The 26,858-nt window shown below is 41.1% G+C and carries 22 protein-coding genes, 2 tRNA genes and 3 rRNA genes; 11 read left to right on the top strand and 16 right to left on the bottom strand.

Features of this window, described 5'->3' with window-relative positions; translation table 11 throughout:
- Window positions 1-6: 6 nt before the first annotated feature.
- The 4 genes from narQ to EL215_RS04035 form a co-directional block, all read right to left on the bottom strand.
- Entirely contained in the window at window positions 7-1,710 is a 1,704-nt protein-coding gene (gene narQ, locus EL215_RS04050; protein WP_126470336.1) for a nitrate/nitrite two-component system sensor histidine kinase NarQ, read from the bottom strand.
- A gap of 133 nt (window positions 1,711-1,843) precedes the next feature.
- Window positions 1,844-3,058, bottom strand: a complete 1,215-nt coding sequence (locus EL215_RS04045) for an MFS transporter (protein ID WP_126470334.1) — start codon at window positions 3,056-3,058, stop codon at window positions 1,844-1,846.
- 142 nt (window positions 3,059-3,200) lie between these two features.
- The gene (locus tag EL215_RS04040) at window positions 3,201-3,353 is read right to left on the bottom strand and encodes a DUF1232 domain-containing protein (protein WP_005696968.1); all 153 of its coding nucleotides are present in this window, start codon (window positions 3,351-3,353) and stop codon (window positions 3,201-3,203) included.
- 35 nt (window positions 3,354-3,388) lie between these two features.
- Window positions 3,389-3,649, bottom strand: coding sequence for a YfhL family 4Fe-4S dicluster ferredoxin (locus EL215_RS04035; RefSeq protein WP_014064693.1), 261 nt, complete (start codon window positions 3,647-3,649; stop codon window positions 3,389-3,391).
- A gap of 75 nt (window positions 3,650-3,724) precedes the next feature.
- Here EL215_RS04035 and EL215_RS04030 point away from each other — a divergent pair, with 75 nt between their 5' ends.
- The 5 genes from EL215_RS04030 to EL215_RS04010 all read left to right on the top strand — a co-directional run bounded on the left by EL215_RS04030 (window position 3,725) and on the right by EL215_RS04010 (window position 9,225).
- Window positions 3,725-4,438 carry a ribonuclease T2 family protein gene (locus tag EL215_RS04030; RefSeq protein ID WP_126470332.1) on the top strand — a complete coding sequence of 238 codons (714 nt, stop codon included), beginning with the start codon at window positions 3,725-3,727 and terminating at the stop codon, window positions 4,436-4,438.
- Window positions 4,439-4,536: 98 nt separating this feature from the next.
- The gene (gene pgk / locus EL215_RS04025) at window positions 4,537-5,697 is read left to right on the top strand and encodes a phosphoglycerate kinase (protein ID WP_126470330.1); all 1,161 of its coding nucleotides are present in this window, start codon (window positions 4,537-4,539) and stop codon (window positions 5,695-5,697) included.
- Window positions 5,698-5,789: 92 nt separating this feature from the next.
- Window positions 5,790-6,869: a class II fructose-bisphosphate aldolase gene (gene fbaA / locus EL215_RS04020; protein ID WP_126470328.1), complete on the top strand. Its 1,080-nt coding sequence runs from the start codon at window positions 5,790-5,792 to the stop codon at window positions 6,867-6,869.
- Window positions 6,870-7,210: 341 nt separating this feature from the next.
- Window positions 7,211-8,197: an O-antigen ligase family protein gene (locus tag EL215_RS04015; protein ID WP_232013318.1), complete on the top strand. Its 987-nt coding sequence runs from the start codon at window positions 7,211-7,213 to the stop codon at window positions 8,195-8,197.
- Window positions 8,194-9,225 (top strand): glycosyltransferase family 9 protein, encoded by a 1,032-nt coding sequence (locus tag EL215_RS04010; protein WP_126470324.1) that lies wholly within the window; start codon window positions 8,194-8,196, stop codon window positions 9,223-9,225. Before EL215_RS04015 ends, EL215_RS04010 begins: the two co-directional genes overlap by 4 nt.
- Here the strand turns inward: EL215_RS04010 and EL215_RS04005 are convergent.
- A complete protein-coding gene (locus EL215_RS04005) occupies window positions 9,175-9,840 on the bottom strand; it encodes a membrane protein YczE (RefSeq protein ID WP_126470322.1) in 666 nt (221 codons plus the stop codon). The genes EL215_RS04010 and EL215_RS04005 overlap by 51 nt on opposite strands.
- A 190-nt stretch (window positions 9,841-10,030) precedes the next feature.
- On the opposite strand from EL215_RS04005, the gene EL215_RS04000 reads away from it, so the two are divergent.
- Window positions 10,031-11,572 (top strand): YjjI family glycine radical enzyme, encoded by a 1,542-nt coding sequence (locus EL215_RS04000; RefSeq protein WP_126470320.1) that lies wholly within the window; start codon window positions 10,031-10,033, stop codon window positions 11,570-11,572.
- Between the two features lie 42 nt (window positions 11,573-11,614).
- Here EL215_RS04000 and recQ read toward each other — a convergent pair whose 3' ends face one another.
- Window positions 11,615-13,480: a DNA helicase RecQ gene (gene recQ / locus EL215_RS03995; protein WP_126470318.1), complete on the bottom strand. Its 1,866-nt coding sequence runs from the start codon at window positions 13,478-13,480 to the stop codon at window positions 11,615-11,617.
- Window positions 13,480-13,785: an iron donor protein CyaY gene (gene cyaY / locus EL215_RS03990; RefSeq protein WP_049356201.1), complete on the bottom strand. Its 306-nt coding sequence runs from the start codon at window positions 13,783-13,785 to the stop codon at window positions 13,480-13,482. Before cyaY ends, recQ begins: the two co-directional genes overlap by 1 nt.
- Before the next feature lie 95 nt (window positions 13,786-13,880).
- On the opposite strand from cyaY, the gene lptM reads away from it, so the two are divergent.
- On the top strand, window positions 13,881-14,006 hold the full coding sequence (gene lptM, locus EL215_RS10375; protein ID WP_126470317.1) for an LPS translocon maturation chaperone LptM: 126 nt from the start codon (window positions 13,881-13,883) through the stop codon (window positions 14,004-14,006).
- Between the two features lie 27 nt (window positions 14,007-14,033).
- Complete coding sequence (gene lysA, locus EL215_RS03980; RefSeq protein WP_126470315.1) at window positions 14,034-15,284, top strand: diaminopimelate decarboxylase; 1,251 nt, start codon at window positions 14,034-14,036, stop codon at window positions 15,282-15,284.
- Between the two features lie 52 nt (window positions 15,285-15,336).
- Here lysA and hemN read toward each other — a convergent pair whose 3' ends face one another.
- The 9 genes from hemN to gmhB all read right to left on the bottom strand — a co-directional run bounded on the left by hemN (window position 15,337) and on the right by gmhB (window position 23,994).
- The gene (gene hemN, locus EL215_RS03975; RefSeq protein WP_126470313.1) at window positions 15,337-16,704 is read right to left on the bottom strand and encodes an oxygen-independent coproporphyrinogen III oxidase; all 1,368 of its coding nucleotides are present in this window, start codon (window positions 16,702-16,704) and stop codon (window positions 15,337-15,339) included.
- Complete coding sequence (locus tag EL215_RS03970) at window positions 16,704-17,147, bottom strand: DUF2489 domain-containing protein (protein WP_126470311.1); 444 nt, start codon at window positions 17,145-17,147, stop codon at window positions 16,704-16,706. The genes hemN and EL215_RS03970 overlap by 1 nt, the downstream gene beginning before the upstream one ends.
- A 5-nt stretch (window positions 17,148-17,152) precedes the next feature.
- The gene (yihI, locus tag EL215_RS03965) at window positions 17,153-17,710 is read right to left on the bottom strand and encodes a Der GTPase-activating protein YihI (RefSeq protein WP_049368284.1); all 558 of its coding nucleotides are present in this window, start codon (window positions 17,708-17,710) and stop codon (window positions 17,153-17,155) included.
- Between the two features lie 182 nt (window positions 17,711-17,892).
- Window positions 17,893-18,008: ribosomal RNA gene (gene rrf, locus EL215_RS03960) — 5S ribosomal RNA — on the bottom strand.
- A 144-nt stretch (window positions 18,009-18,152) separates the two neighbouring features.
- Window positions 18,153-21,049 (bottom strand): 23S ribosomal RNA (locus EL215_RS03955).
- A gap of 231 nt (window positions 21,050-21,280) precedes the next feature.
- A tRNA-Ala gene (locus EL215_RS03950) sits at window positions 21,281-21,356 on the bottom strand.
- A 53-nt stretch (window positions 21,357-21,409) separates the two neighbouring features.
- Window positions 21,410-21,486: transfer RNA gene (locus EL215_RS03945), tRNA-Ile, on the bottom strand.
- Window positions 21,487-21,568: 82 nt separating this feature from the next.
- Window positions 21,569-23,108 (bottom strand): 16S ribosomal RNA (locus tag EL215_RS03940).
- The 16S, 23S and 5S rRNA genes sit together here with 2 tRNA genes alongside, the layout of an rRNA operon.
- Before the next feature lie 331 nt (window positions 23,109-23,439).
- On the bottom strand, window positions 23,440-23,994 hold the full coding sequence (gmhB, locus tag EL215_RS03935; RefSeq protein WP_049357206.1) for a D-glycero-beta-D-manno-heptose 1,7-bisphosphate 7-phosphatase: 555 nt from the start codon (window positions 23,992-23,994) through the stop codon (window positions 23,440-23,442).
- Between the two features lie 173 nt (window positions 23,995-24,167).
- Here gmhB and metN point away from each other — a divergent pair, with 173 nt between their 5' ends.
- The 3 genes from metN to EL215_RS03920 are packed head-to-tail and all read left to right on the top strand — an operon-like array spanning window position 24,168 to window position 26,757.
- Window positions 24,168-25,205, top strand: coding sequence for a methionine ABC transporter ATP-binding protein MetN (gene metN / locus EL215_RS03930; RefSeq protein ID WP_049357205.1), 1,038 nt, complete (start codon window positions 24,168-24,170; stop codon window positions 25,203-25,205).
- Entirely contained in the window at window positions 25,195-25,887 is a 693-nt protein-coding gene (locus tag EL215_RS03925; protein ID WP_049357203.1) for a methionine ABC transporter permease, read from the top strand. The genes metN and EL215_RS03925 overlap by 11 nt, the downstream gene beginning before the upstream one ends.
- Window positions 25,888-25,926: 39 nt before the next feature.
- Entirely contained in the window at window positions 25,927-26,757 is an 831-nt protein-coding gene (locus EL215_RS03920; protein ID WP_049357202.1) for a MetQ/NlpA family lipoprotein, read from the top strand.
- Window positions 26,758-26,858: the final 101 nt, after the last annotated feature.

Below are 26,858 nucleotides of genomic sequence, written 5' to 3'. Positions count from 1 at the left end.
CTTTCCTTAAAAAAATGTGTGAGGAAGCGTGATTTTTACGATAGTACCACCTTGCTCCCCTTTTGAAATACTGAACTGAGCATTTAATTGTCGACTACGCTCTGTCATGATATTTAAACCATAATGCCCTTCTGGCTCATCTAATGTCGGAATCCCGACACCATTATCTTGCACAAGAATTTCATATTCACCCTCGGCATTAATATGCGCTTTCACTTCAATCAGCGTGCCTTTTGAGTGTTTAATCGCATTCAGCGTTGCTTCACGCACAATTTGCAAAACGTGCACTAATTCTTGTGGATTTAAACTTTGCGATGGCAAACTGCAGTCCACAGTCATTTGCATCTTCGTTTGTGAGCGCAAACTTTCGATAACTTGTTCCAAGGCAACCTGTAAATTGGCTTCTTGCACCGTTAAACGGAAGGTCGCCAATAATTCTCGTAATTGAGAATAACCATCTGATAAAGCTTGTTCAAATTCACCAATGATGACAATACTTTTTTCTTTTGATTTCTCGTCTTCTTTCTTCAAATTATGCTTTAACAGCGTTAATTGAATTTGTAAGAAAGACAGCACTTGTGCCAACGAGTCATGTAATTCCCGTGCAATAATTGACCGCTCTTCCATCAATAAGAGTTGCTCTTGCTGGCGTTGCGTTTTGTGTGAATACAACGCTTTTGCCACCATTTGCCCTAAGTTTTTCATCATTCGCGGATCGGGACAAGGTAAACCGGCTTGCCATGAGAGCACTGCTAAGTTTTCATTTTCAATGGAAAGTTCTTCGACTTGAAGTGATTGTTTAGGATCTTTTTGACCAAAAGAAATTTCCCAATGTTCTGATCCGAAAATTTCTAACTCAATGTAGCGTAAATGTTCGCTGACACGAATATGATTGAGCACTTGGCTGAGAATTTTATCATTAATCTTCGTGGGCGTAAGTAACTGTGAGCTTTGATAAAGTGTTGTTAAAGAGCGGTTAGTTTGACGCAACTTTTGCGTTTGCTCATTTACCGCATCTTCTAAACGGGAATAAAGTCGCCCTAATTCCGATGACATTTGCGTAAACACTTTTGCCAAAACACCAAGCTCGTTACCACTTTCTGTATCAAGCTGGATATGTTTAAACTGCCCCATTTGCACTTGCATACTGGCTTTGGTCATCTGCTCTAAAGGCTTCACGACTTCGAGCTTCATATACCAAATAACATGAGACACCATCGCAAGGATCAATAGCATTGAAACACATAGCACAGAAACCGCACTAATCCATTTTTGTTCAGCAAAGCGTTGTAATTCCAACACGAAATCATCGACATCTTGTACATAACTTTTCAGTTCTGCATGATATTTTTCGATTTGATGTGCACGAGCGAAATCGGACATCACTGCCCAGCGTTTTAGAATTTTTTGATAGGATTCCCTCACCCCTGAAGGTGCGAAAAGCTGATTCTGCACAGAAAGCAAGGCCTCTGCATTGAGGCTACGTTGATAACGCACCAGATTCTGTTCGACTGTATCCGGCGAACGTTCCATTTCCGTTAATAGTCGATAACTTTGCATACGCAAAGAACCTGAAATATTAATGGCTTCCGCATCCGATTTATTACTGGCCATCACGAGCAAACTCAATGAGCTAATAATGCCCATGAAGATAATGACTACAAATAAATATTTAGCAATACGGGTAGAAACTGAACGTTTAGCGTACACGATAATTCTTCAAAATTGGGAAAATTGCTTATAGTTTAGCATAAAGTACGGTTGAAATTGGCTGATTTTTCACAAATAAAAAACATCGGTTTTAACCCCGATGTTTTCAAAACTTAAATTTTTTTGACCGCACTTAGCTTAATTCTTTGCCTTTTAATTCTGGCACAAAGAAGACTGTCGCTACCATGTCGATCACATAAATCACCGCCAAGAAAGCAATCGCAATGCTGAATGAATACGCGGAGACAATCGCTCCAACCACAACTGGTCCGAAACCACCAACAGCACGACCTAAGTTAAACAACACATTTTGTGCCGTTGCACGTGCTTCTGTTGGATAAGCTTCTGCCATTAATGCACCATAACCGCCCATCATGCCGTTTACGAACATCCCCAAGAACGCACCAGCCACCAACATAGCGCTTGGGTCAGTTAATTGAGAGTAAGTGATGATGCTGATCACTGCACCAAGTTGGAATAATAAGAAACTTGGTTTACGCCCAACTCTATCCGCTAAGCGACCAAAAACCCAAATCCCTGCCATCATGCCGCATACGGTAACAGCCGTCCACAAACCTGATTTCGTTAAACTAAAGCCAAGTTGTTTAGATAAGAAGTTTGGCATCCAAATCATAATGCCGTAGTAACCGAAGTTTTGTACAGACGTTAAAACCACTATACCAAGGCTTACTTTTGTAGTTGCTTTATCTTTTACTAAGAGTTTGAAAGATTCCAGTTTCGATATTTTTTGGGTTGAAAGTTCGGTCTGTTTTTGTGAGAAAATTTCAGGTTCGTGTAAACGGGTACGTAAATACCAAGCAACAAACGCTGGGAAGATACCAACAACGAACATGCCGCGCCAGCCGATATGTGGAAGCAATACAGGGGTGAGTAACGCAGCCGCTAACACTCCCACTTGCCAACCTAATGCCACATAAGACGCTGCTTTTGCGCGGTGTTTTGCAGGCCAAGCTTCAATGGCTAATGCCATACCGATACCAAATTCACCGCCCAAACCGATACCCGCAATAGTACGATAAATTAATAAATCCCAATAGCCTTGTGCGATTGCACATAAACCGGTAAATACAGCGAAGAGGACGATTGTCCAAGTTAGCACGCGTACTCGACCGTAACGATCGCTTAATGCGCCAAATACAATGCCGCCCACTACAGCACCAATAAGTGTCCAAGTGACTAATGAGCCCGATTGTGCAGGAGTTAAATTAAGATCGGCCGAAATGGCACTAAGCATAAATCCAAGAATAAGAAGATCGAATCCATCCATCGCGTAGCCGACAGAAGATCCAATCAAGGCTTTCCAGCCATATTGATTGACGTTTGTCATGATTGAAGTCCCTTTTGCTACTCACGGGTAGCGTTTAAAGTGAAATGATGAGGAAAGAAATATTCCGACGCGTAGTTTAGAGAAATTGACGGGATTTTGCAAGAATGAGAAAAGCAAAGTGCGGTTGATTTTATTCAAGTTTTTATTTTTTCAATAAAATTCGAATTAATAAAGCAATGGCTGCCGCATCATCCACCAAACCTAATGGGCCAAGCACCGCTTCAGGCAAAATATCAATTGGACTGAACAAATAAATCAGAATGATGGCGATTTTAATTAACTTCGTTTTATTCATAGTCATTGGACGAAAAGAAAAAGATCAGGTAAATTCTACAACTTATCCGAATGGTGAATCATCACAAAACGTTCCCAAAGCTGCTCTTCGCTTTCTTGATGCTCAGGATCTGGCTTGATGCAGTTTGTAATTGGGCAAACTTTTTGGCAGGTTGGCGTGTCATAATGACCAACACATTCCGTACAAAGTACAGGATCGATCACATAGATCTCCTCGCCGATTGAAATTGCTTCATTCGGACATTCGGGGAGACACATATCGCAGTTTGTGCATTTGTTTGTGATCAGTAACGCCATACCATTCCTTTATATGAGAAAGCGGCGAATTATAGCCGACAAAAGCAAAATTGACAAAATTTAAACAGGATTTTTATGAAAAAACAGGTTTCCACTCTTTCCCTTATTGCCCTTGCCGCATTTAGCATTTGGCAATATTTTACTGAACACAAAAAAGACACCAAACCAACCCCAACAACTACACAACAACAAAGTCAAAGCGCGGTCAAAAATACCAAAGATTTTGGTAATTATGATGTCATCATGCGCGATGATGCTATTGGGCAAAATAAAAATGCCCCTGTTGATTATTATATGTTGGCCTTATCTTGGTCACCCGCATTCTGTGAAAAACAACGTGCGCAATATGGCAATAATCTACCTGATTCAGCGCAGTATCAATGTAGTACAAAAAATCAATTTGGCTGGGTAGTGCATGGCTTATGGCCACAAAATGCGAATGCGCGCTCTGTTACGGATCACCCACGTTTTTGTAAAGGTGATTTAGCGCCTCTTCCAATTGAAACCCTCGAACCTTATCTTTCAATCTCGCCAGGCGCAAAATTGTTGCAAGGCGAATGGAAAAAACACGGTAGCTGTGCGTTTGATTCAGCGGAAGCTTATTTCAAACAAGAGAAAGCATTATTTGAATCGCTTTCTTTGCCAAACGAACAATTAAGCCGTAAAGAATTATTTCAATGGATGAAGCAACATAATCCGCAATTAAAAGGCGCTTATTTAGGGGCGAGCCATAATGAACTATTCATTTGTTACAATCGCCAGTGGGAAGTAATCGATTGCCAAAAATAAGCATAATTCGCTTTTTTATTTGATCTACATCGTTACAACCTAGTCAGAACTAGGTATAATATTCAAGTTTAATTTTAACTAACCCAAGAGGAAAGATTATGTCAGTAATCAAAATGACCGATTTAGATTTACAAGGTAAACGTGTATTTATTCGCGCGGACTTAAACGTACCGGTAAAAGATGGCAAAGTGACATCTGATGCGCGTATTCGTGCGACTATCCCGACGTTAAAACTGGCTTTAGAGAAAGGCGCAAAAGTGATGGTTACCTCTCACTTAGGTCGTCCAACTGAAGGCGAATTCAAACCTGAAGACTCTTTACAACCGGTTGTTGATTACTTAAAAAACGCAGGTTTCAATGTGCGTTTAGTGCAAGACTACTTAAACGGTGTGGATGTTAAAGAAGGCGAAATCGTTGTTTTAGAAAACGTGCGTGTAAACAAAGGTGAGAAGAAAAACGATCCTGAATTAGGTAAAAAATATGCCGCACTTTGCGATGTATTCGTGATGGATGCATTCGGTACCGCTCACCGTGCGCAAGCATCAACTTACGGTGTTGCAGAATTTGCACCAATCGCTTGTGCAGGTCCATTATTAGCGGCTGAGTTAGATGCATTAGGTAAAGCATTAAAAGAACCTGCTCGCCCAATGGTTGCGATCGTAGGCGGTTCAAAAGTTTCCACTAAATTAGAAGTATTAAACTCTCTTTCAAAAATTGCTGACCAAATTATCGTGGGTGGTGGTATTGCAAATACGTTCATTGCAGCAGCGGGCCACAATGTGGGTAAATCATTATATGAAGCAGATTTAATCCCTGTAGCAAAAGAATTAGCCGCAAGCACAGATATTCCTGTTCCGGTTGATGTACGTGTTGGTACTGAATTCTCTGAAACTGCACCTGCAACAGAAAAATCAGTGACTGAAGTAAAAGATGACGAATCTATCTTCGATATCGGTGATAAATCTGCTGAACAATTAGCTGAAATCATCAAAAATGCAAAAACTGTTTTATGGAATGGTCCAGTTGGCGTGTTTGAATTCCCTAACTTCCGTAAAGGGACTGAAATTATTTCGCACGCGATTGCAAACAGCGATGCATTCTCTATCGCAGGTGGCGGTGATACTCTAGCAGCTATCGATTTATTCGGTATTGCAGATAAAATCTCTTATATCTCTACCGGTGGCGGTGCATTCTTAGAATTCGTTGAAGGTAAAGTATTACCAGCAGTAGAAATTCTTGAAAAACGTGCGAACGGTTAATTAAATGGCTTCTATCCCCTCTGCACAGAGGGGATAAATATTGATTTTTCAAACGGAGGAATGAATCCTCCAAAACAAAAGGAAACACAACTATGGCTAAATTATTAGATATCGTAAAACCAGGTGTAGTAACAGGTGAAGATGTACAAAAAATCTTTGCTTATGCCAAAGCAAACAACTTCGCAATCCCTGCAGTGAACTGCGTGGGCTCTGACTCCGTAAATGCGGTATTGGAAACCGCTGCACGTGTAAAAGCGCCAGTAATTATCCAATTCTCAAACGGTGGTGCAGCTTTCTACGCAGGTAAAGGTATCAAACCAACCACCGGGGCACGTCCAGATGTTTTAGGTGCGATCGCAGGTGCGAAACACGTTCATACTTTAGCCAAAGAATATGGTGTACCCGTTATTCTTCATACTGACCACGCGGCGAAAAAATTACTTCCATGGATCGATGGCTTACTTGAAGCGGGTGAGAAACACTTTGCAGAAACTGGTCGTCCATTATTCTCTTCTCACATGCTTGACTTATCTGAAGAGCCAATGGAAGAAAACATGGCAATCTGCCGTGAATACCTTGCTCGTATGGACAAGTTAGGTATGACCCTTGAAATCGAAATCGGTATTACCGGTGGTGAAGAAGATGGCGTAGATAACTCAGATGTCGATGAATCTCGTTTATATACTCAACCATCTGATGTGCTTTATGTTTACGACCAATTAAACCCTGTAAGCCCTAACTTTACCGTTGCAGCAGCATTCGGTAACGTACACGGTGTTTACAAACCAGGTAACGTAAAATTAAAACCATCTATTTTAGGTGCATCACAAGAGTTCGTTGCAAAAGAACGCAACCTTCCTGCTAAACCAATTAACTTCGTTTTCCACGGTGGTTCTGGTTCTAGTCGCGAAGAAATCCGTGAAGCAATTAGTTATGGTGCAATCAAAATGAACATTGATACAGATACTCAATGGGCATCTTGGAATGGTATTTTGAACTTCTATAAAGCAAATGAAGCTTATCTTCAAGGTCAATTAGGTAACCCAGAAGGCCCAGATGCGCCAAACAAAAAATACTACGATCCACGTGTTTGGTTACGTAAAATGGAAGAATCTATGTCTAAACGCTTAGAACAATCTTTCGAAGACTTAAACTGCGTTGATGTTTTATAATCCATAAAAATAGACTAAAATAAGACCGCACTTTCTAGTGCGGTTTTTTAATGTAATCTCCCCCAAAATATCGGCCATTATCTATGTACATAACAAAACAAAATTGGTTACCCACCATCATAAATTTTGCGGTAACACTATTCTTTCTTTCTATTTTTATTGTCAAGGGTGGGTATAATGCAGCACCAGTTTTACTGATGTTAATCAGTTTAGGTTATGGCATTTATAGTTTAATCAAGAGAACACTATTAAACTTATCAAAAGTGGACAAATGGTTAATTTATAGTTACCTTTTTTATTTCTTTACATTTATTTTGTCCCTCTTCATTCATGGAGGGAAAATGCGCGATATCGATACGGCAAGTCGAGTAGTTTTCTTAATTCCTATCTTGTTTTTATTATTAAAATACCCAATCAAAACTTGCGTTTTGAATTATGCGATTCCTCTTGGTGGAATGAGTTCCACCTGTGTTGCACTTTATGATAAATTTATGTTGAATTTACGACCAGAGCAAAATCCTCGAATTATGCATATTCAAGGTGGTGACATTTCTATGTCATTAGGTATTTTTAGCCTAGTTATTGCCCTCTATGCCCATCAGAAAAAAGACATAAAATTAACCGCTCTTAGTGTTATTGGTGGTTTATGTGGCATCATAGGAAGTTTACTTTCCACTGCTCGTGGAGGATGGGTGACATTACCTATCTTACTTATTGTTATCCTTTATATCTATCGCCATTCTCTTTCGAAACGTTTTTTCCTGACTTTCTTTGGAATCATTGCCGTAGCAAGCGTTGGCATTAGCCAAATGCCCAATAACCGAATTATGGAACGGATTGACGTTGCACGAAAAGATATCCAACTTTACTTAGATAATAATGATGGCAATACTTCTCTAGGTGCGCGTTTTGAAATGTGGAAAAGTGCACTTGAAATGGCAAAAGAAAAGCCTTTATTTGGCTGGGGCATTCAAGGGGCGACAGAAAAGCGTAAGTTAGATACGAAAGAAAAAATTGTCACGGGTGACATTGGACAATTTACGCATGCCCATAATCAATATTTAGACGACCTCTCAAAACGAGGAATAGTTGGACTACTCGCCTTGCTCGCTGTGTTATTTATTCCTCTACTTGCCTTTATGAAAGGTCTAAAAACCACGAATGATGAGGTCAAGCTGATTGCCACTTTAGGCATTGCCCATATTTTATCTGTGATGATCTATGGCTTAAGCCAAGGTTTCTTGGTACATAATTCAGGTACTATTTTTTACTTTTTCTTAACGATTGTGTTTTATACCGCAATAAGAACACGGCAAAAGGCAGAATAATGAAAATTTTAGTCATTCGTAACGATAAACTAGGGGATTTTGTTCAGGCGTTTCCGGCTTTTGCGATGTTGAAAGCCTCAAATCCCGAGCTAAAACTAACTGCACTTGTACCGGCTTATACAGCCCCATTGGCTCAAATTTGCCCCTATTTAGATAATGTCATCATTGATAGTGCCAAGAACGACAAAGCGGATTTTAATCGTCTTGTTAAAGAAATCAAAGAGCAGCAATTTGATGGCATGATTAGCTTCTTTTCCAATACCCATAACGGTAAATTAGCGTGGAAAAGTGGGATTCCTTATCGTCTTGCGCCTGCAACGAAATGGGTGCAAATCCTTTATAACCATCGTTTAACACAACGCCGTTCACGCTCAGAAAAATCTGAAGCAGAATACAATCAAGATTTGGTTCGGGCGTTCTTAAAAAAACACAATATGCCGATTGTGGAACCCAAACCACCTTACCTTTCACTTCCTGAAAGTGCGGTTAAAAATCAACGTGTTTTTCTTCAAAAACAATTCGGTTTATCGGCAGATAAAAAATGGGTGTTTGTGCATAGCGGAACAGGTGGTTCAGCAACAAGTCTCTCATTGTCGCAATATGCTCAATTGATACAAGGTTTGTTAAGCGAATTTGATTGCCAGATTATCTTAACAGCAGGACCTGGTGAAAGTGAAAAAGCCCATGAGTTAGCAGCAAAAATCGACAATCCAAATGTGGTTGTTTACGATAAGAATAAAGGATTGGTTGATTTTGCACACTCTCTGGCTTGCGCGGATTTATTCATTGCGGGCTCTACTGGACCATTGCATTTAAGCAGTGCATTCAATGTGCCAACAATCGGATTCTATCCAAATAGTCGGTCATCTCAGCCTCGTCGTTGGAAACCGATTAACGATGCAGACAAACATCTTGCTTTCTGCCCGCCAAAAGGGAAAGAGGAAATGAATTTAGGTTTAATTTCTATTGATGATGCCTTAGTGGAGATTATCCCCTTCGTGCGGAAGATGTGGCAAGCGAGCAATTGAGTTTAAGCATAACTGCACTATCCAACCTATCGCGGCGGCAAAAACAACGGTACCAATTCCGACTGTGCCGCCGAGAATATAACCTAACACACAAACCGACACTTCAAGGCTTGTTCTCACAATCCCCACTTTTAAATGAAGACGTTGACAAAGCCCCACCATTAAACCATCCCGCGGGCCTGCCCCCTGATGACAGGTTAAATACAATGCCGTCCCTAATCCATAAAGTAAAAGCCCAATTCCACCGAATAAAATTCGGCTAAAAAGTGCGGTTGGTTCTGGCACAATTTTCGTGGTTAAGCCAAGGAAAAAGGCAATCACAATAATATTCAGAATGGTGCCAAGCCCAAGCCTTAATTTGAAGGGAATCCAGGCTAACATTACCAAACAGCTAATCCAAAATGATGACCAACCGATACTCACCTTAGCTTGTAATGCCACACCTTGAGAAAGCACGGTCCAAGGTGAAGAGCCCAAATTAGCGAGCACAATTAAGCCATCTCCAATGCCCAGTATTGCCAATGCAAATAAGAGCATCGACATGGTTTTACCTTCGACTGACCATAGCGATTTGGCTGCCCAACTGGTGTGGGGAATCACCCGTGCTTTTTTCATATTATTCCTGTTTATGTTTAACGCCAACATCATAATGGGAAACCCGATAAAACCCAAACATTTTAACTTCATATGATATAACCGAATTGACTGATAAATATCATAAATGTGATGCGGATCACATTGTCAAAATTGTCATTACTCATTCACTGACTTAAAATAAGCTACCCTTTTTAATCAGGACATTATTATGCTTGCATCTCTTCAAGATATTTTGGATACCGTAAAATCCAACACGCTTACCTATCAACAAAAACTCATGTGTTTAGGCAATATTGCCGAGCGATTATTTGATCCTCGTGAATTATTAGGCTATACGGATGAAGAATGGCAATTCCTTCAAAATCAAATGATCTGTGATTTAAACGAAGGCTATGCGATTTATCGCCCACGTTATATTTTGCCGGATTACAATGTGTATATTAAAAAAGGCTGTGAATTCCTTGAATTGCCCGCACCAAAAGATCTTGATGAAGCATTAGATGGCTTATTGATTTTATATTCCCACGTGCCCTCCATTACCACATTCCCGGTTTACATTGGGCGATTAGACATGCTACTTGACCCGTTTATTACCGATGAAGAACAAGACTACATCAAAATTAAACGTTTCTTAAATCATGTGGATAAAACCGTGCCAGATTCATTCTGTCATGCCAATATTGGGCCTTATGACACCAAAGCAGGGCGTTTGATTTTAAAAGCGGTGATTGAGTTGGAAGCGCCAACACCAAATATGACTATTCGTTACGATAAAAGCAAAACAAGTCGTGAATTCGCAGAATTAGCGGCAAAAGCCTGCTTATTGGTTTCTAAACCGTCTTTTGCCAATGATGCTTACTACATTTCTGACTTAGGCGAACAATATGGTATTGCAAGCTGCTATAACGCACTCCCTGAATGTGGCGGTGCTTATACGCTCACTCGCTTGCGCTTAGGAACTATTGCTCGTGCTTGTAAAACCGTGGATGAAATGGTCAATGAACTTTTACCTCGTGTTGCAAAATGCGCGCTCTCCACTATGGATAAACGCCATAAATTTGTCGTGGAAGAAAGCAACTTCTTCAATACCTCATTCCTCGAAAAAGAAGGGTTTATCAAACGCACTAATTTTACAGGAATGTTTGCCATTGTTGGCCTCGCAGATGCGGCAAATCATTTATTGCAACAAGAAGGCTTAGATGAAACCTTTGGTAAAAGCCAACGCGGTGATGAAATTGCAACCTTGATTATGGATAAATTAAAAGAAGTCACAGATAACCATGAAGGCGTGTATGCTGAACGCACGGGCAACCGTTATTTATTACATGCGCAAGTGGGTGCAAGCAATCATGAAGAAGATAAACGTAATGCGCCTGCACATCGCATTCGTGTGGGCGAAGAACCAACATTATTAGCTCATTTAAAACAATCGGCACCATTCCATAAGTACTTCCCATCAGGTACAGGAGATTTATTTGCCTTTGACCAAACCTATGTGGATCATTTAGATGCCGTCGTTGATATTATCGATGGTTCATTTGCACAAGGTTACCGCTACATCACGACTTATCTTAAAAACACCGATTTAATTCGTGTAACGGGTTATTTGGTGAAGAAAAGCGAAGTGGAAAAATACCGTAAAGGTGAAGTGGCATTACGTGATACTACTTGGTATGGTTCGGGTACCGATGATTGTGCACAAGTCTTTGACCGTCAATTACGCGATGAACAAAATGTAAGTGCAAGCTAGAAAAAAAGTGCGGTCGAAAAATTCTTTGTTTTTTGACCGCACTTATTCTTTTTCTGCCTTTTCTAGAATTGCTTTGTGCTCTCGAATCAATGCCATAAACGGCTGCCCAAAGCGTTCTAATTTGATCGATCCTACGCCATTAATTTGTAACATTTCAATATTACTTGTTGGCATATATTGTGCCATTTCCTGTAATGTTGCATCGTTAAAGACAATATACGGTGGAATATTTTCTTTATCCGCTAGCTGCTTCCGTAAGAAACGTAAGCGAGCAAACAGATCTTTATCGTAATTTGCTACCGTATTTTTATGAGACGTATGCGCAATTTTATTAATAGATGAAATGCGTGGCATCGCCAATTCAAGCGGCACTTCACCTTTTAAAACAGGGCGAGCGCTTTCTGTGAGCTGAAGCGTGGCACTATTAAACTCACCGATCACTTGTTGAATAAAACCAAGATGAATCAGTTGTCGAATCACAGATTGCCAATGTTCTTTGCTTTTATCTTTACCAATGCCATAAACACTTAACTTATCATGCTGACGTTCCATAATTTTTTGGTTATGCATCCCTCGCAATACCGCAATCACATATTGCACACCGAAACATTGACCCACACGATAAATCGTCGACATCACTTTTTGCGCATCAATTAAGCCATCATATTTCTTCGGCGGGTCAAGACAAATATCGCAGTTTTGACAAGGCGTTTGACGATATTCACCAAAATAATTGAGTAACACTAAACGGCGGCAAGTCTGGCTTTCGGCAAATTCACCAATGGCTTCCAATTTATGTTGCTCAATTTGACGTTGTGGCGTCTCTGGCTTTTCAAGCAGAATTTTCTGTAACCAAGCATAATCAGCCGGTTCGTAGAAAAGCACCGCTTCCGCAGGTAAATCATCTCGCCCCGCACGACCAGTTTCTTGGTAATATGATTCAATGCTTCTCGGCAAATCAAAATGGGCGACAAAACGCACATTAGATTTATTAATCCCCATGCCAAACGCTATCGTCGCAACCACAACTTGAACATTGTCTCGTTGAAAATCTTGCTGGACGCGTTCACGCAGTGCGGTTTCCATCCCTGCATGATACGCTGCAGCCGACACGCCTTTATTTCGCAAAGTTTCTGCTATACGTTCCACTTTCGAACGACTATTGCAATACACAATGCCACTTTTGCCTTTTTGAGCTAACACAAAACGCGTAAGCTGCTCCATCGGCTTAAACTTTTCTTCCAACGTATAACGAATATTCGGACGGTCAAAACTACCAATGTACTTGTGAGGATTGTCTAATTCAAGATGAGTGAGAATATCCTGTCTTGTCGCGTAATCCGCAGTCGCCGTTAATGCCATAATTGGCGCATTTGGAAACGCTGCTTTTAAGCCGCCAAGTTGGGTATATTCAGGGCGAAAATCATGACCCCATTGTGAAATACAGTGCGCTTCATCAATGGCAATAAAGGAAATTTGAGCATAAGAAATCAGCTGAAAAAAGCTGTTTGTCATCACTTTTTCAGGCGAAACATATAATAATTTTAATTGACCTGAAATCAGCTTATTTTCAACTTGCTGTTGTTGTTCTGGCTTCTGACTAGAGTTTAGAAAATCGGCTTCAATGCCGTTTGCTTGGAGTTGATCTACCTGATCCTTCATTAAAGAAATCAAAGGCGAAATCACTAATGTGAGACCGGGAAAACAAAGTGCTGGAATTTGATAACACAGGGATTTGCCATTTCCTGTGGCCATCACCACTAAGGCATCTTGACCGCTTAATGCAGCATGAATCACTTCTTCCTGCCCTTTGCGGAAAGATTGGTAACCAAAAACAGACCGCAACGTAGTAAGTGCGGTCGTTTTTAAGTCTGTTTTTTGCGGGGCATGTTCCGCGAGTTCGGCCATTAGAATGTTACCGTTTCTCCATGATCAGCAACCGCCTCGGTTAAAGAATCCCAAAAGCGTTTACCATCATTTGCCACCCAATCATTATTTTTATAGGCAAAATGGAATCCGCCCAAACGGCTCGCAAGCCAAAGCTCAAGAAGCGGTTCTTGCTTATTAATGACGATTTGTGAGCGATCATCAAATGTGATCGTGAATACCGAACCTTGTGTTTCGCAATCCACATTGCAATCTTGATTCTCTAACGCTTCTTCAATTTTTTGCCAAACCTGTTCAACATTTTGGTGAAATTCTGCAACATTCATAAAATTTTCCGATTAAATCTGATAGAATGCCGTGAATTATAAAGCCTTTCGCCTCGTTGGCAAAGGCAGATTTTACTTATTAGAGAGATTGAAAAATGAAAAAATTACTTTCTATTTTGTTATTAGGTGCATTCTGTACTTTGGCTACAGGTTGTGGTGTAAAAGGATCATTATATTTCCCTGAAAAAGAACAATCGCAAAGCACGCAAAAAACACAATAAAAACTGACCGCACTTAAAGGATTCCTCATGGATTTTTTCCAATATAAAAACGAGCAACTTTATGTTGAAGATTTACCCGTCAAACAACTTGCTGAAGAATTTGACACACCGCTTTATATTTATTCTCGTGCCACGCTTGAGCGCCATTGGCATGCCTTTGATTCAGCCTTAGGAGAGCATCCGCACTTAATTTGCTATGCCGTAAAAGCCAACTCCAATATTGGTATATTAAATATAATGGCAAAATTAGGATCAGGCTTTGATATTGTTTCACAGGGCGAATTAGAACGTGTCTTAGCAGCTGGCGGAGAGGCTTCAAAAGTGGTCTTTTCTGGTGTGGCAAAATCTCGTGCCGAAATTATGCGAGCATTAGAAGTAGGCATTCGTTGTTTTAATGTAGAATCTGTTGCGGAATTACATCATATCAACCAAATTGCTGGCGAAATGGGTAAAATAGCCCCTATTTCTTTACGCGTAAACCCCGATGTCGATGCCCATACACATCCTTACATTTCCACTGGATTAAAAGAGAATAAATTTGGTGTGAGCGTAGATGAAGCGCTTGAAGTATATAAATTAGCAGCAACCTTACCTCATGTAAAAATTACCGGTATGGATTGCCATATTGGCTCTCAACTGACTGAATTACAACCCTTCTTAGATGCAACGGATCGCCTTATTCGTTTAATAGAACAGTTAAAAGAAGATGACATCATGTTAAAACACTTAGATCTCGGTGGCGGTTTAGGCGTAACTTATACTGATGAAACACCGCCACATCCCAGTGATTATGCCGCAGCGTTACTGAATAAATTAAAAGGCTATGAAAATCTCGAAATTATTCTAGAACCTGGTCGAGCGATTGCGGCGAATGCGGGGATTTTAGTGGCTAAAGTTCAATACCTAAAAAGTAATGAAAGCCGTAACTTCGCGATTACCGATACCGGCATGAACGACATGATTCGCCCTGCACTCTATGAAGCTTATATGAACATCATTGAAATTGACCGCACTTTAGAGCGTGAAAAAGCCATTTATGATGTTGTTGGCCCAGTATGTGAGACCTCTGATTTCTTAGGTAAACAGCGTGAGCTCGCCATTGCTGAAGGTGATTATATTGCTCAACGATCTGCGGGTGCCTATGGTGCAAGTATGTCTTCAAACTATAATTCTCGTCCACGTACGGCTGAAGTGTTAGTGGATGGAGACAAAGCTCACTTAATTCGTCGCAGAGAAAATCTCAGCGAATTATGGGCACTAGAAAGCATAGTGAAATAAGTAGATTGAAAGAAAAACAGTCAAGATATAAGTCTTGACCGTTTTTGTATGATTAAATAATTCGAGAGAATTGTTGTCGTTTAGCTGCTGCTCTTGAATAGGTATCAAAGCATAAGCAAATATTACGGATTAATAAGCGACCTTTAGGCGAAACTTGTAAGCCTGTTTCTGTTTCAGAAATTAATCCATCTTCAAGTAATGGCTGTAATAACTTTAAATCTTCAACAAAGTGCTTTCTGAAATCAATATTATATTGTTTTTCAATTGGTGCAAAATCAAGCTTAAAGTTACAAATCAATTGCTTAATCACATCACGGCGTAAGCAATCCTCTTCCGTCATTGCTAAACCTTTATGCAGTGCAATACCTGAATTTTCTACATCATGATAATAATGTTTTAATTCTTTTTGGTTTTGAGCATATGTATCGCCTAATAAACTAATGGCTGATACACCTAAACCGAGCAAATCACATTCTTCTTGCGTGGTATAGCCTTGGAAATTTCGGTGTAAAACACCTTTCTCTTGAGCAATTGCTAATTCATCATCTGGTTTAGCAAAGTGATCCATACCGATAAACTTATAGCCTGCATTGCCTAAGGTTTCGATCGTTTTCTGTAAGATTTCTAATTTTGTTTCCGGTGCCGGTAATTGATCTTCTTTAATTTTTGCTTGTCCCGCAAATCGACTTGGTAAATGAGCATAGTTAAAGATACTTAAACGATCTGGATTCAATTCAATCACTTTATGTAATGTGAACATAAAACTTTCTACATTTTGAAGTGGCAATCCATAAATTAAATCAAGATTAGTAGATTGGAAACCTAACTCACGAGCACGAACAAGTAATGCATTCACAAACTCTTCATCTTGTTCACGGTTTACCGCTTTTTGAACCGCTTTATTGAAATCTTGTACGCCCATACTGATTCGGTTAAAACCAATATTGCGTAAATGATCAAGCATATCGAGTTCAATTTCGCGTGGGTCCATTTCAATACTGACTTCTGCATTATCCGCAATCGTAAAATGGTCTTTAAGCATCTTCATCAAACGAGCAGATTGTTCTTCTGTCAAATAAGTCGGTGTACCGCCACCCCAATGCACTTGAGTCGCAATACGATTTTTGAATAATTCTGAACGCGCTTTGATTTCTTTTTCAAGGTAATCAAGATAAATATCCGCCTTATGTTGATGACGAGTAATCACCTTATTACAGCCACAGAAATAGCAAAGTTTGTGACAAAACGGGATGTGTACGTAAAGGGAAAGTGGTCTTTCCGGATAACGATTAGCCGCTGCAATAAAATCTTCGTTTGTGTAACTTTCATTAAATTCTAATGCAGTTGGATAAGATGTATAACGAGGTCCTGATTGGTTATATTTTTGAATTAACGCAAGATCCCAAATAATTTCAGACATTAAGCTTCCCCAAATTTCTCTACGTCATTTAAAAACTGACGTAACTCCAACATAATTTCTTCTTCAAATTTTGCTTCTGCACTTTCTCGCTCAAGATCGAGTTTCATTCTTTCTTTTTTTAACAATGCTTTCCGAGCTTCATGCGTAGGCATTTCTTTTACAATATTATAAAGTGCATACATCGCTTGATATGGCTGCAAAGATTGTCTAAAAGGGAGTAAAAGCATTGATAAACGAATCACCCCTTCTGAATGGTTACAATCTCCATTTTGCATCGCTTTAGCGATAATTACCATACTCTCTTTTAGGCGTTTTGTACGTGCTATTTTAGCCTGTTTGATGAGAGTGTTTTGCTCGCGTAACTTCCTCAGTAATTTGAAAGCATAAAATGATACGCCAGCAATAATTCCCAAAGCAATAATACTTAAAATAATCGGCCACATGACAATTATCTGAATTGGTTGATGTCAATTTTCTCGAAAGTTCGATAGAGGTCATCCTCTGTCTCTTCTTCATCTTGAATACCTAATTCTTCCATTAACTGAGCAATACGATCTAAGCATTCATCCACAAATTGTTGATCAGCTTTACTAATCGTTTTACCTTCATCTAAGGCATCCAACAATTCATTTAGAATTTCATTATTTTCTAAACGTTCTAACTCAACTTCAGGCGCAAGTTTTTTCGGTTCTTTGACTACTGGAATTGTCATCCCTTTCTCAGGTTTATTCACAAATTCAACAATCAGTGGAACCTTTTTACGACTGCCAATACGCGGATCTTTTTGTTCAACGACTTGATTATGCTTATTTTGCTCAGCGTTACTATGACGAGAACCCGATGCTAAACCTTTATGTTTACGTTTTTTCTTATCTTCTCTTGCTTTAGCATCTAATTCATAACGTGTTAATTTCTTACCTGATAGCTTCGGTGCTTCAGGTTTCTTATCCGATTTACGAATTGGCATAATATCGCTAATTTTACGACTTTTCTTTTTACGAGCCATTTGTGTTATTTATCCTATAAAAAATTTTGGTGATTGTACCATTCCACCTATATTTTCTCATTAAAAGATTTAAACATCTTTTAATAATAAAACTCTTCTGATTTTGACCGCACTTTTAGTTTATTTAAATCCAATCTAAAAACAAAAACCCCAAGCTATTCAGCTCGGGGTTCTAATTCAGTACCTGGCGGTGTCCTACTCTCACATGGGGAAGCCCCACACTACCATCGGCGCATCGGCGTTTCACTTCTGAGTTCGGTATGGGGTCAGGTGGGACCACCGCTCTATCGCCGCCAGGATTATTCCTCTAATAACTTTTCTCTCTGTTCCGCTATCTCTAGCGCTCACAACCAAACAAGCTGATTTACCTAAAAACTTTCTTCTTCTCTTTCTTCTCTGAGTTTGTTTCGTCTTCTCAACACCCAAAACCCTTGAGCGTTGTATAGTTAAGCCTCTCGGGCAATTAGTATCTGTTAGCTCAACGGCTCGCACCGATTACACACCAGACCTATCTACGTCTTAGTCTTAAACAACCCTTACAGATTTATAATCTGGGAGAACTCATCTCTTGGCAAGTTTCGTGCTTAGATGCTTTCAGCACTTATCTCTTCCGCACTTAGCTACCCGGCAATGCGTCTGGCGACACAACCGGAACACCAGTGGTGCGTCCACTCCGGTCCTCTCGTACTAGGAGCAGCCCCAACCAATTCTCCAACGCCCACGGCAGATAGGGACCGAACTGTCTCACGACGTTCTAAACCCAGCTCGCGTACCACTTTAAATGGCGAACAGCCATACCCTTGGGACCTACTTCAGCCCCAGGATGTGATGAGCCGACATCGAGGTGCCAAACACCGCCGTCGATATGAACTCTTGGGCGGTATCAGCCTGTTATCCCCGGAGTACCTTTTATCCGTTGAGCGATGGCCCTTCCATTCAGAACCACCGGATCACTATGACCTACTTTCGTACCTGCTCGACTTGTCCGTCTCGCAGTTAAGCTTGCTTATACCATTGCACTAACCTGACGATGTCCGACCGTCATTAGCAAACCTTCGTGCTCCTCCGTTACTCTTTGGGAGGAGACCGCCCCAGTCAAACTACCCACCAGACACTGTCCGAGACCACGTTTCGTAATCTTCGTTAGAACATCAAACGTTAAAGGGTGGTATTTCAAGGACGACTCCATAATCACTGGCGTGACTACTTCTAAGTCTCCCACCTATCCTACACATCAAAATTCAATGTTCAGTGTCAAGCTATAGTAAAGGTTCACGGGGTCTTTCCGTCTAGCCGCGGGTACACCGCATCTTCACGGCGATTTCAATTTCACTGAGTCTCGGGTGGAGACAGCCTGGCCATCATTATGCCATTCGTGCAGGTCGGAACTTACCCGACAAGGAATTTCGCTACCTTAGGACCGTTATAGTTACGGCCGCCGTTTACTGGGGCTTCGATCAGGAGCTTCTCTTTCGATTACACCATCAATTAACCTTCCAGCACCGGGCAGGCATCACACCCTATACGTCCACTTTCGTGTTTGCAGAGTGCTGTGTTTTTAATAAACAGTTGCAGCCAGCTGGTATCTTCGACCGGTTCAACCTTCAGGGGCAAGCCCTTACAATCTACGCCGGCGCACCTTCTCCCGAAGTTACGGTGCTATTTTGCCTAGTTCCTTCACCCGAGTTCTCTCAAGCGCCTGAGTATTCTCTACCTGACCACCTGTGTCGGTTTTCAGTACGGTTTAGATAAACCTGAAGCTTAGTGGCTTTTCCTGGAAGTGTGGTATCGGTTACTTCAGCTCCGTAGAGCCTCGTCATCATCTCTCAGTGTTAAAGAAGTCCGGATTTGCCTAAACTTCACACCTACTAACTTAAACGCACATATCCAACAGTGCGATAACCTAACCTGCTCCGTCCCCACATCGCAGTTTATCCAAGTACGGGAATATTAACCCGTTTCCCATCGACTACGCTTTTCAGCCTCGCCTTAGGGGCCGACTCACCCTGCCCCGATTAACGTTGGACAGGAACCCTTGGTCTTCCGGCGAACGGGTTTTTCACCCGTTTTATCGTTACTTATGTCAGCATTCGCACTTCTGATACGTCCAGCAAACCTCTCGATTCACCTTCTTCCGCTTACAGAACGCTCCCCTACCCAACAGACTTTCGTCTGATGCCGCAGCTTCGGTGCTATATTTGAGCCCCGTTACATCTTCCGCGCAGGCCGACTCGACTAGTGAGCTATTACGCTTTCTTTAAATGATGGCTGCTTCTAAGCCAACATCCTAGCTGTCTAAGCCTTCCCACTTCGTTTCCCACTTAATATAGACTTTGGGACCTTAGCTGGCGGTCTGGGTTGTTTCCCTCTCCACGACGGACGTTAGCACCCGCCGTGTGTCTCCTGAGTATCACTCTTCGGTATTCGTAGTTTGCATCGGGTTGGTAATCCGGGATGGACCCCTAGCCGAAACAGTGCTCTACCCCCGAAGGTGTCCGCTCAAGGCTCTACCTAAATAGATTTCGGGGAGAACCAGCTATCTCCCGGTTTGATTGGCCTTTCACCCCCAGCCACAAGTCATCCGCTAATTTTTCAACATTAGTCGGTTCGGTCCTCCAGTTAGTGTTACCCAACCTTCAACCTGCCCATGGCTAGATCACCGGGTTTCGGGTCTATACCTTGCAACTATTCGCCCAGTTAAGACTCGGTTTCCCTTCGGCTCCCCTATTCGGTTAACCTCGCTACAAAATATAAGTCGCTGACCCATTATACAAAAGGTACGCAGTCACCCTTTCAGGCTCCCACTGCTTGTACGTACAAGGTTTCAGGTTCTATTTCACTCCCCTCACCGGGGTTCTTTTCGCCTTTCCTTCACAGTACTGGTTCACTATCGGTCAATCAGGAGTATTTAGCCTTGGAGGATGGTCCCCCCATCTTCAAACAGGATATCACGTGTCCCGCCCTACTTATCGTTAGCTTAGTACCATGACCTGGACTTCGAGTACGGGGCTATCACCCTGTATCGCCAAACTTCCCAGCTTGTTCCTCTGTCTCTGTCATTATCACTAACAGGCTCCTTCGCGTTCGCTCGCCGCTACTAACGAAATCTCGGTTGATTTCTTTTCCTCGGGGTACTTAGATGTTTCAGTTCTCCCGGTTTGCCTCACTTACCTATGTATTCAGTAAGTGATAGTAGATTCTTCATCTACTGGGTTTCCCCATTCGGACATCTTGGATTAAACGCCTCTTATCGACTCATCCAAGCTTTTCGCAGATTAGCACGTCCTTCTTCGCCTCTGATTGCCAAGGCATCCACCTTGTACGCTTAGTCACTTAACTATACAACCTCAAAAATTCTTGATGTTGCGTTTTCAACTAAACACTTGATTGCTTTTGTTCAATCAAGATTTTATTCTTACTCAGACTTTTTCTTATCCTTTAAGGACTTGAAAGTCTCTTCAGTTTTTCAGCTTGTTTCCTGGTTGTTAAAGAACAGAAATAACATTTTCAGTTATCATCGTTAAATAAACTCATTAAGTGTAAAAACTCAATTTACTTAACGATGATAAGTGGTGGAGATAAGCGGGATCGAACCGCTGACCTCCTGCGTGCAAGGCAGGCGCTCTCCCAGCTGAGCTATATCCCCATGTCATCGTTTATTTATTACCTTATTCACCTTCATCACTCACTCAGTTTGAGTGGTGGGTCTGAGTGGACTTGAACCACCGACCTCACCCTTATCAGGGGTGCGCTCTAACCACCTGAGCTACAGACCCAAGGGAATAACGACTTTCTGCTCGATATTGTCTACAATATATCAATCAATCTGTGTGGACACTTATTGTCTCTCGTTTTTGGTAAGGAGGTGATCCAACCGCAGGTTCCCCTACGGTTACCTTGTTACGACTTCACCCCAGTCATGAATCATACCGTGGTAAACGCCCTCCAAAAGGTTAAGCTATCTACTTCTGGTACAACCCACTCCCATGGTGTGACGGGCGGTGTGTACAAGGCCCGGGAACGTATTCACCGCAACATTCTGATTTGCGATTACTAGCGATTCCGACTTCATGGAGTCGAGTTGCAGACTCCAATCCGGACTTAGACGTACTTTGTGAGATTCGCTCCAGCTCGCACTCTCGCTTCCCTCTGTATACGCCATTGTAGCACGTGTGTAGCCCTACTCGTAAGGGCCATGATGACTTGACGTCATCCCCACCTTCCTCCGGTTTATCACCGGCAGTCTCCTTTGAGTTCCCGACCGAATCGCTGGCAACAAAGGATAAGGGTTGCGCTCGTTGCGGGACTTAACCCAACATTTCACAACACGAGCTGACGACAGCCATGCAGCACCTGTCTCAGAGTTCCCGAAGGCACCAATCCATCTCTGGAATGTTCTCTGGATGTCAAGAGTAGGTAAGGTTCTTCGCGTTGCATCGAATTAAACCACATGCTCCACCGCTTGTGCGGGCCCCCGTCAATTCATTTGAGTTTTAACCTTGCGGCCGTACTCCCCAGGCGGTCGATTTATCACGTTAGCTACGGGCGCCAAACTCAAAGTTCAACCCCCAAATCGACATCGTTTACAGCGTGGACTACCAGGGTATCTAATCCTGTTTGCTCCCCACGCTTTCGCACATGAGCGTCAGTACATTCCCAAGGGGCTGCCTTCGCCTTCGGTATTCCTCCACATCTCTACGCATTTCACCGCTACACGTGGAATTCTACCCCTCCCTAAAGTACTCTAGACTCCCAGTCTGAAATGCAATTCCCAGGTTAAGCCCGGGGCTTTCACACCTCACTTAAAAGTCCGCCTGCGTGCCCTTTACGCCCAGTTATTCCGATTAACGCTCGCACCCTCCGTATTACCGCGGCTGCTGGCACGGAGTTAGCCGGTGCTTCTTCTGTAGTTAACGTCAATTGGCTAGCCTATTAAACTAACCACCTTCCTCGCTACCGAAAGAACTTTACAACCCGAAGGCCTTCTTCATTCACGCGGCATGGCTGCGTCAGGGTTGCCCCCATTGCGCAATATTCCCCACTGCTGCCTCCCGTAGGAGTCTGGGCCGTGTCTCAGTCCCAGTGTGGCTGGTCATCCTCTCAGACCAGCTAGAGATCGTCGGCTTGGTGAGCCTTTACCTCACCAACTACCTAATCCCACTTGGGCTCATCCTATGGCATGTGGCCCGAAGGTCCCACACTTTAATCTTTCGATATTACGCGGTATTAGCTACAGTTTCCCGTAGTTATCCCCCTCCATAAGCCAGATTCCCAAGCATTACTCACCCGTCCGCCACTCGTCATCAAAGAAGCAAGCTTCTTTATGTTACCGTTCGACTTGCATGTGTTAAGCCTGCCGCCAGCGTTCAATCTGAGCCATGATCAAACTCTTCAATTCAAGTTCAATCGCTCAATACTGCTGACATAAAATGTCACTACTTAAAAAAGTATTATGAATTTCTAGTTAGCACCTATTAAGACTTCAAAATTAAAAAATATTTTTAAAACAAGTCAATCAACAAGTGCCCACACAGATTGTCTGATATATTGTTAAAGAGCAAAAAATAACGACGCACTGGATTTTCTTACGTTTCACAACAGCGCGTCGTTGTGTGCGGTGTATTATAGATATTTCAGAATTCTTTGCAAGTGCTTTTTTGTAAAAAATGTGATTTTTTTCTTAATTGAATATCTTTTCGTCTATTCGCTCAAAAAATAGATTATTTTTGTTATTTAATTAATCGCTTTGCTATTCTTGGTAAATCTGCAATAGAATCCAAAACATAATCAGCGAGATTCTCTCCTTCTTCTGTAATAGGTTTACCTGTTCGTACTAAAATATTTGTTCTCACGTTTGCGTCAATACCCGCTTTAAGATCTTCAATCTTATCGCCAACCATAATAGATTGCGCAGGATCGATTTTTAGTGCTTTAATCGCCTCTAATAACATGCCTGATTTTGGTTTTCTACATGCACAGTCTTCTTTATATTCGCCTTTCCCTTCCGGGTGATGAGGACAATAGTAGATACCATCTAAATCAATACCACGATCAGCCAATGACCAGTCCATCCATTCTGTAAGCTGCAAAAATTGTTCTTCTGAAAAATATCCACGAGCAATACCTGATTGATTCGTCACTAAAACTAAAAGGTATCCCAGTTCTTTTAGCGCTTTTAGTGCATCAATACTGCCTTCAATAAATTGGAAATCTTCAATTTTATAAACATAACCATGGTCGATATTTAAGGTACCATCTCGATCTAAAAAAATAGCTTTCTTCATATATTTTCTTATTTACCTTCTTCTTAAGGCAAATTATCTCCTTTATCTTCTACATTAGCAATAATAAGTCATAACCAATCAATCTAAAAAAGATCCGTTAACATATTGACATAGCAATCTAGACGTCTAGAATACAGATTAAACTTAGATATTAACTGACGACAAGGGCTTATATGATTAAGCTAAATAATATTACGAAGATTTTTACACTTCCAGATAAAAAACTGACTGCACTTGATAATGTTTCATTACATGTGCCTAAAGGACAGATTTGTGGGGTCATTGGTGCCTCTGGTGCGGGCAAAAGTACGCTGATCCGTTGTGTAAACTTATTAGAAAGACCAACTCACGGTGCCGTAATCATCGATGGCGTAGATTTAACTCAACTTTCTGACGCTGAATTAGTGAAAACACGCCGCCAAATCGGCATGATTTTCCAACATTTTAATTTATTGACCTCTCGAACCGTTTTTGAAAACGTAGCGTTACCACTTGAATTAGAAAATAAATCAAAAGCAGAAATTCAAGAGAAAACAACCGCACTTTTAGCGCTTGTTGGATTAAGTGATAAACATAATGTGTATCCAGCTAATCTCTCAGGCGGCCAAAAACAGCGTGTAGCCATTGCTCGAGCACTTGCAAGTGATCCCAAAGTATTATTATGTGATGAAGCTACTAGCGCATTAGATCCCGCTACAACACAATCCATTCTAAAATTATTAAAAGAAATCAACCGCTCTTTAGGCATTACAATTCTTCTTATTACCCATGAAATGGAAGTGGTTAAACGAATCTGCGATCAAGTTGCAGTAATTGATAAAGGCCGTCTCGTTGAACAAGGCACAGTTAGCGAAATTTTCTCTAATCCAAAAACAAAGTTAGCTCAAGAATTTATTAGTTCTACTTTCCATATCTCGTTGCCAGAAGAATACTTGGAAAATTTATCTCATAGTCCCAAACATGCAAGATCTTACCCAATTATCAAATTTGAATTTACTGGTCGCTCTGTCGATGCGCCACTACTTTCTCAAGCATCGAAAAAGTTTGGTGTCGAACTCAGTATTTTAACTTCACAAATTGATTATGCCGGTGGCGTTAAATTCGGCTTTACTATTGCAGAAGTTGAAGGTGATGAAGATGCAATTACACAAACTAAGGTCTATTTAATGGAAAATAATGTTCGAGTAGAGGTACTAGGCTATGTTCAATGAATTATGGGCAACACTTAGCCAACAATTTCCCGATAATTTTGCTAATTTATTAACGGTATCTACCGTTGAAACAATTTATATGTCGGTCTTATCAACATTAATTGCAGCTTTATTAGGTTTACCATTAGGTTTTTTAACCTTTTTAACCAATAAAGGGGCGATTTTAGAAAGCAAAAAGCTCAATGCGTGTTTAAATGTCATTATTAATATTGGACGTTCAATCCCTTATATTATTTTGTTACTTGCTTTAATTCCGCTTACCAGTTGGTTACTTCCTAGCGGGAGCATTGGTTCTAATGCAGCGATTGTGTCATTAAGTGCGGCGGCAACACCATTTTTTGCTCGCCTAACAAGTAATGCGCTTTTTGAGATTCCAATGGGTTTAACTGAAACCGCAAAAGCAATGGGTGCAACCAATTGGCAAATTATTCGTAAATTCTATTTGCCTGAATCCCTACCTACGCTAATTAATGCTATTACGCTCACTTTCGTGACATTAATTGGCTATACCGCAATGGCGGGAACGCAAGGCGGTGGCGGCTTAGGAAGCCTCGCCATTAACTATGGTGTCTATCGCAATATGCCATCGGTAACTTGGGCGGCAACGATTGTTATCGTGATTATCGTGATGCTCAGTCAAAAATTAGGCGACACGCTCGCAAAACGAGTGGATCACCGTTAATTATTTTCTATAGTATTTTATTCACAACAAGGAAAAAACATGAAATTAAAAAACTTATTTGCTATCACTGCTATTGCGTCAGCATTAGTATTAACAGGGTGTAAAGAAGAGAAAAAAGCAGATGTAGCATCAACTACACCTACTGCAACATCAATCAAAGTTGGTGTAATGGCGGGTCCTGAGCACCAAGTAGCTGAAACTGCTGCAAAAGTCGCAAAAGATAAATACAACTTAAATGTTGAATTTGTTTTATTCAATGACTACGCATTACCAAACACTGCGGTATCTAAAGGTGATTTAGATGCTAACGCAATGCAACACAAACCTTACCTAGATGAAGATGCAAAAGCAAAAAGCTTAAATAACTTAGTGATCGTTGGTAACACCTTTGTTTACCCACTTGCTGGTTATTCTAAAACTATTAAAAATGTAAATGATTTAAAAGAAGGTGCTAAAATCGTTGTTCCAAACGATCCGTCAAACCGCGGTCGCGCATTAATTCTTCTAGAAAAACAAGGTTTAATCAAACTTAAAAATGTTAACGACCTTCTTTCAACTGTAGCTGATATTGTTGAAAATCCGAAAAACTTCAAAATTTCTGAAGTAGATACTTCTGTTGCCGCTCGTGCACTAGATGATGTTGATCTTGCTGTTGTAAATAATACTTATGCGGGTCAAGTTGGTTTAAATGCGCAAGATAACGGTGTCTTCGTAGAAGATAAAGATTCTCCATACGTAAACATCATCGTTGCACGTACTGATAACAAAGACAGCAAAGCGATCCAAGATTTCGTCAAAGCGTACCAAACTGAAGAAGTTTACCAAGAAGCGAAAAAACACTTTAAAGATGGTGTTGTAAAAGGCTGGTAATCTTAGCTTAGAAGTACAATATTTCAAAGCCATCCATTAGGGTGGCTTTTTATTGATGAAAAGAAAGTGCGGTCATTTTACAATACTTTTCCAAAAGAAAA

Source organism: Haemophilus parainfluenzae, from assembly GCF_900638025.1.
In the GTDB taxonomy this organism is placed as follows: Bacteria; Pseudomonadota; Gammaproteobacteria; order Enterobacterales; family Pasteurellaceae; genus Haemophilus_D; species Haemophilus_D parainfluenzae_J.
Note: the sequence above shows the minus strand (reverse complement) of the source record. Positions and strands in the feature narration are given on the sequence as shown.

What these genes read in the sequence shown, in the direction of transcription:
- EL215_RS04045 (WP_126470334.1), bottom strand. Translation starts at nt 3,058, where the DNA reads ATGACAAACGTCAATCAATATGGCTGGAAAGCCTTGATTGGATCTTCT.
- EL215_RS04040 (WP_005696968.1), bottom strand. Translation starts at nt 3,353, where the DNA reads ATGAATAAAACGAAGTTAATTAAAATCGCCATCATTCTGATTTATTTG.
- EL215_RS04035 (WP_014064693.1), bottom strand. Translation starts at nt 3,649, where the DNA reads ATGGCGTTACTGATCACAAACAAATGCACAAACTGCGATATGTGTCTC.
- EL215_RS04030 (WP_126470332.1), top strand. Translation starts at nt 3,725, where the DNA reads ATGAAAAAACAGGTTTCCACTCTTTCCCTTATTGCCCTTGCCGCATTT.
- pgk (WP_126470330.1), top strand. Translation starts at nt 4,537, where the DNA reads ATGTCAGTAATCAAAATGACCGATTTAGATTTACAAGGTAAACGTGTA.
- fbaA (WP_126470328.1), top strand. Translation starts at nt 5,790, where the DNA reads ATGGCTAAATTATTAGATATCGTAAAACCAGGTGTAGTAACAGGTGAA.
- EL215_RS04015 (WP_232013318.1), top strand. Translation starts at nt 7,211, where the DNA reads ATGCGCGATATCGATACGGCAAGTCGAGTAGTTTTCTTAATTCCTATC.
- EL215_RS04005 (WP_126470322.1), bottom strand. Translation starts at nt 9,840, where the DNA reads ATGAAAAAAGCACGGGTGATTCCCCACACCAGTTGGGCAGCCAAATCG.
- EL215_RS04000 (WP_126470320.1), top strand. Translation starts at nt 10,031, where the DNA reads ATGCTTGCATCTCTTCAAGATATTTTGGATACCGTAAAATCCAACACG.
- recQ (WP_126470318.1), bottom strand. Translation starts at nt 13,480, where the DNA reads ATGGCCGAACTCGCGGAACATGCCCCGCAAAAAACAGACTTAAAAACG.
- cyaY (WP_049356201.1), bottom strand. Translation starts at nt 13,785, where the DNA reads ATGAATGTTGCAGAATTTCACCAAAATGTTGAACAGGTTTGGCAAAAA.
- lptM (WP_126470317.1), top strand. Translation starts at nt 13,881, where the DNA reads ATGAAAAAATTACTTTCTATTTTGTTATTAGGTGCATTCTGTACTTTG.
- lysA (WP_126470315.1), top strand. Translation starts at nt 14,034, where the DNA reads ATGGATTTTTTCCAATATAAAAACGAGCAACTTTATGTTGAAGATTTA.
- hemN (WP_126470313.1), bottom strand. Translation starts at nt 16,704, where the DNA reads ATGTCTGAAATTATTTGGGATCTTGCGTTAATTCAAAAATATAACCAA.
- EL215_RS03970 (WP_126470311.1), bottom strand. Translation starts at nt 17,147, where the DNA reads ATGTGGCCGATTATTTTAAGTATTATTGCTTTGGGAATTATTGCTGGC.
- yihI (WP_049368284.1), bottom strand. Translation starts at nt 17,710, where the DNA reads ATGGCTCGTAAAAAGAAAAGTCGTAAAATTAGCGATATTATGCCAATT.
- gmhB (WP_049357206.1), bottom strand. Translation starts at nt 23,994, where the DNA reads ATGAAGAAAGCTATTTTTTTAGATCGAGATGGTACCTTAAATATCGAC.
- metN (WP_049357205.1), top strand. Translation starts at nt 24,168, where the DNA reads ATGATTAAGCTAAATAATATTACGAAGATTTTTACACTTCCAGATAAA.
- EL215_RS03925 (WP_049357203.1), top strand. Translation starts at nt 25,195, where the DNA reads ATGTTCAATGAATTATGGGCAACACTTAGCCAACAATTTCCCGATAAT.
- EL215_RS03920 (WP_049357202.1), top strand. Translation starts at nt 25,927, where the DNA reads ATGAAATTAAAAAACTTATTTGCTATCACTGCTATTGCGTCAGCATTA.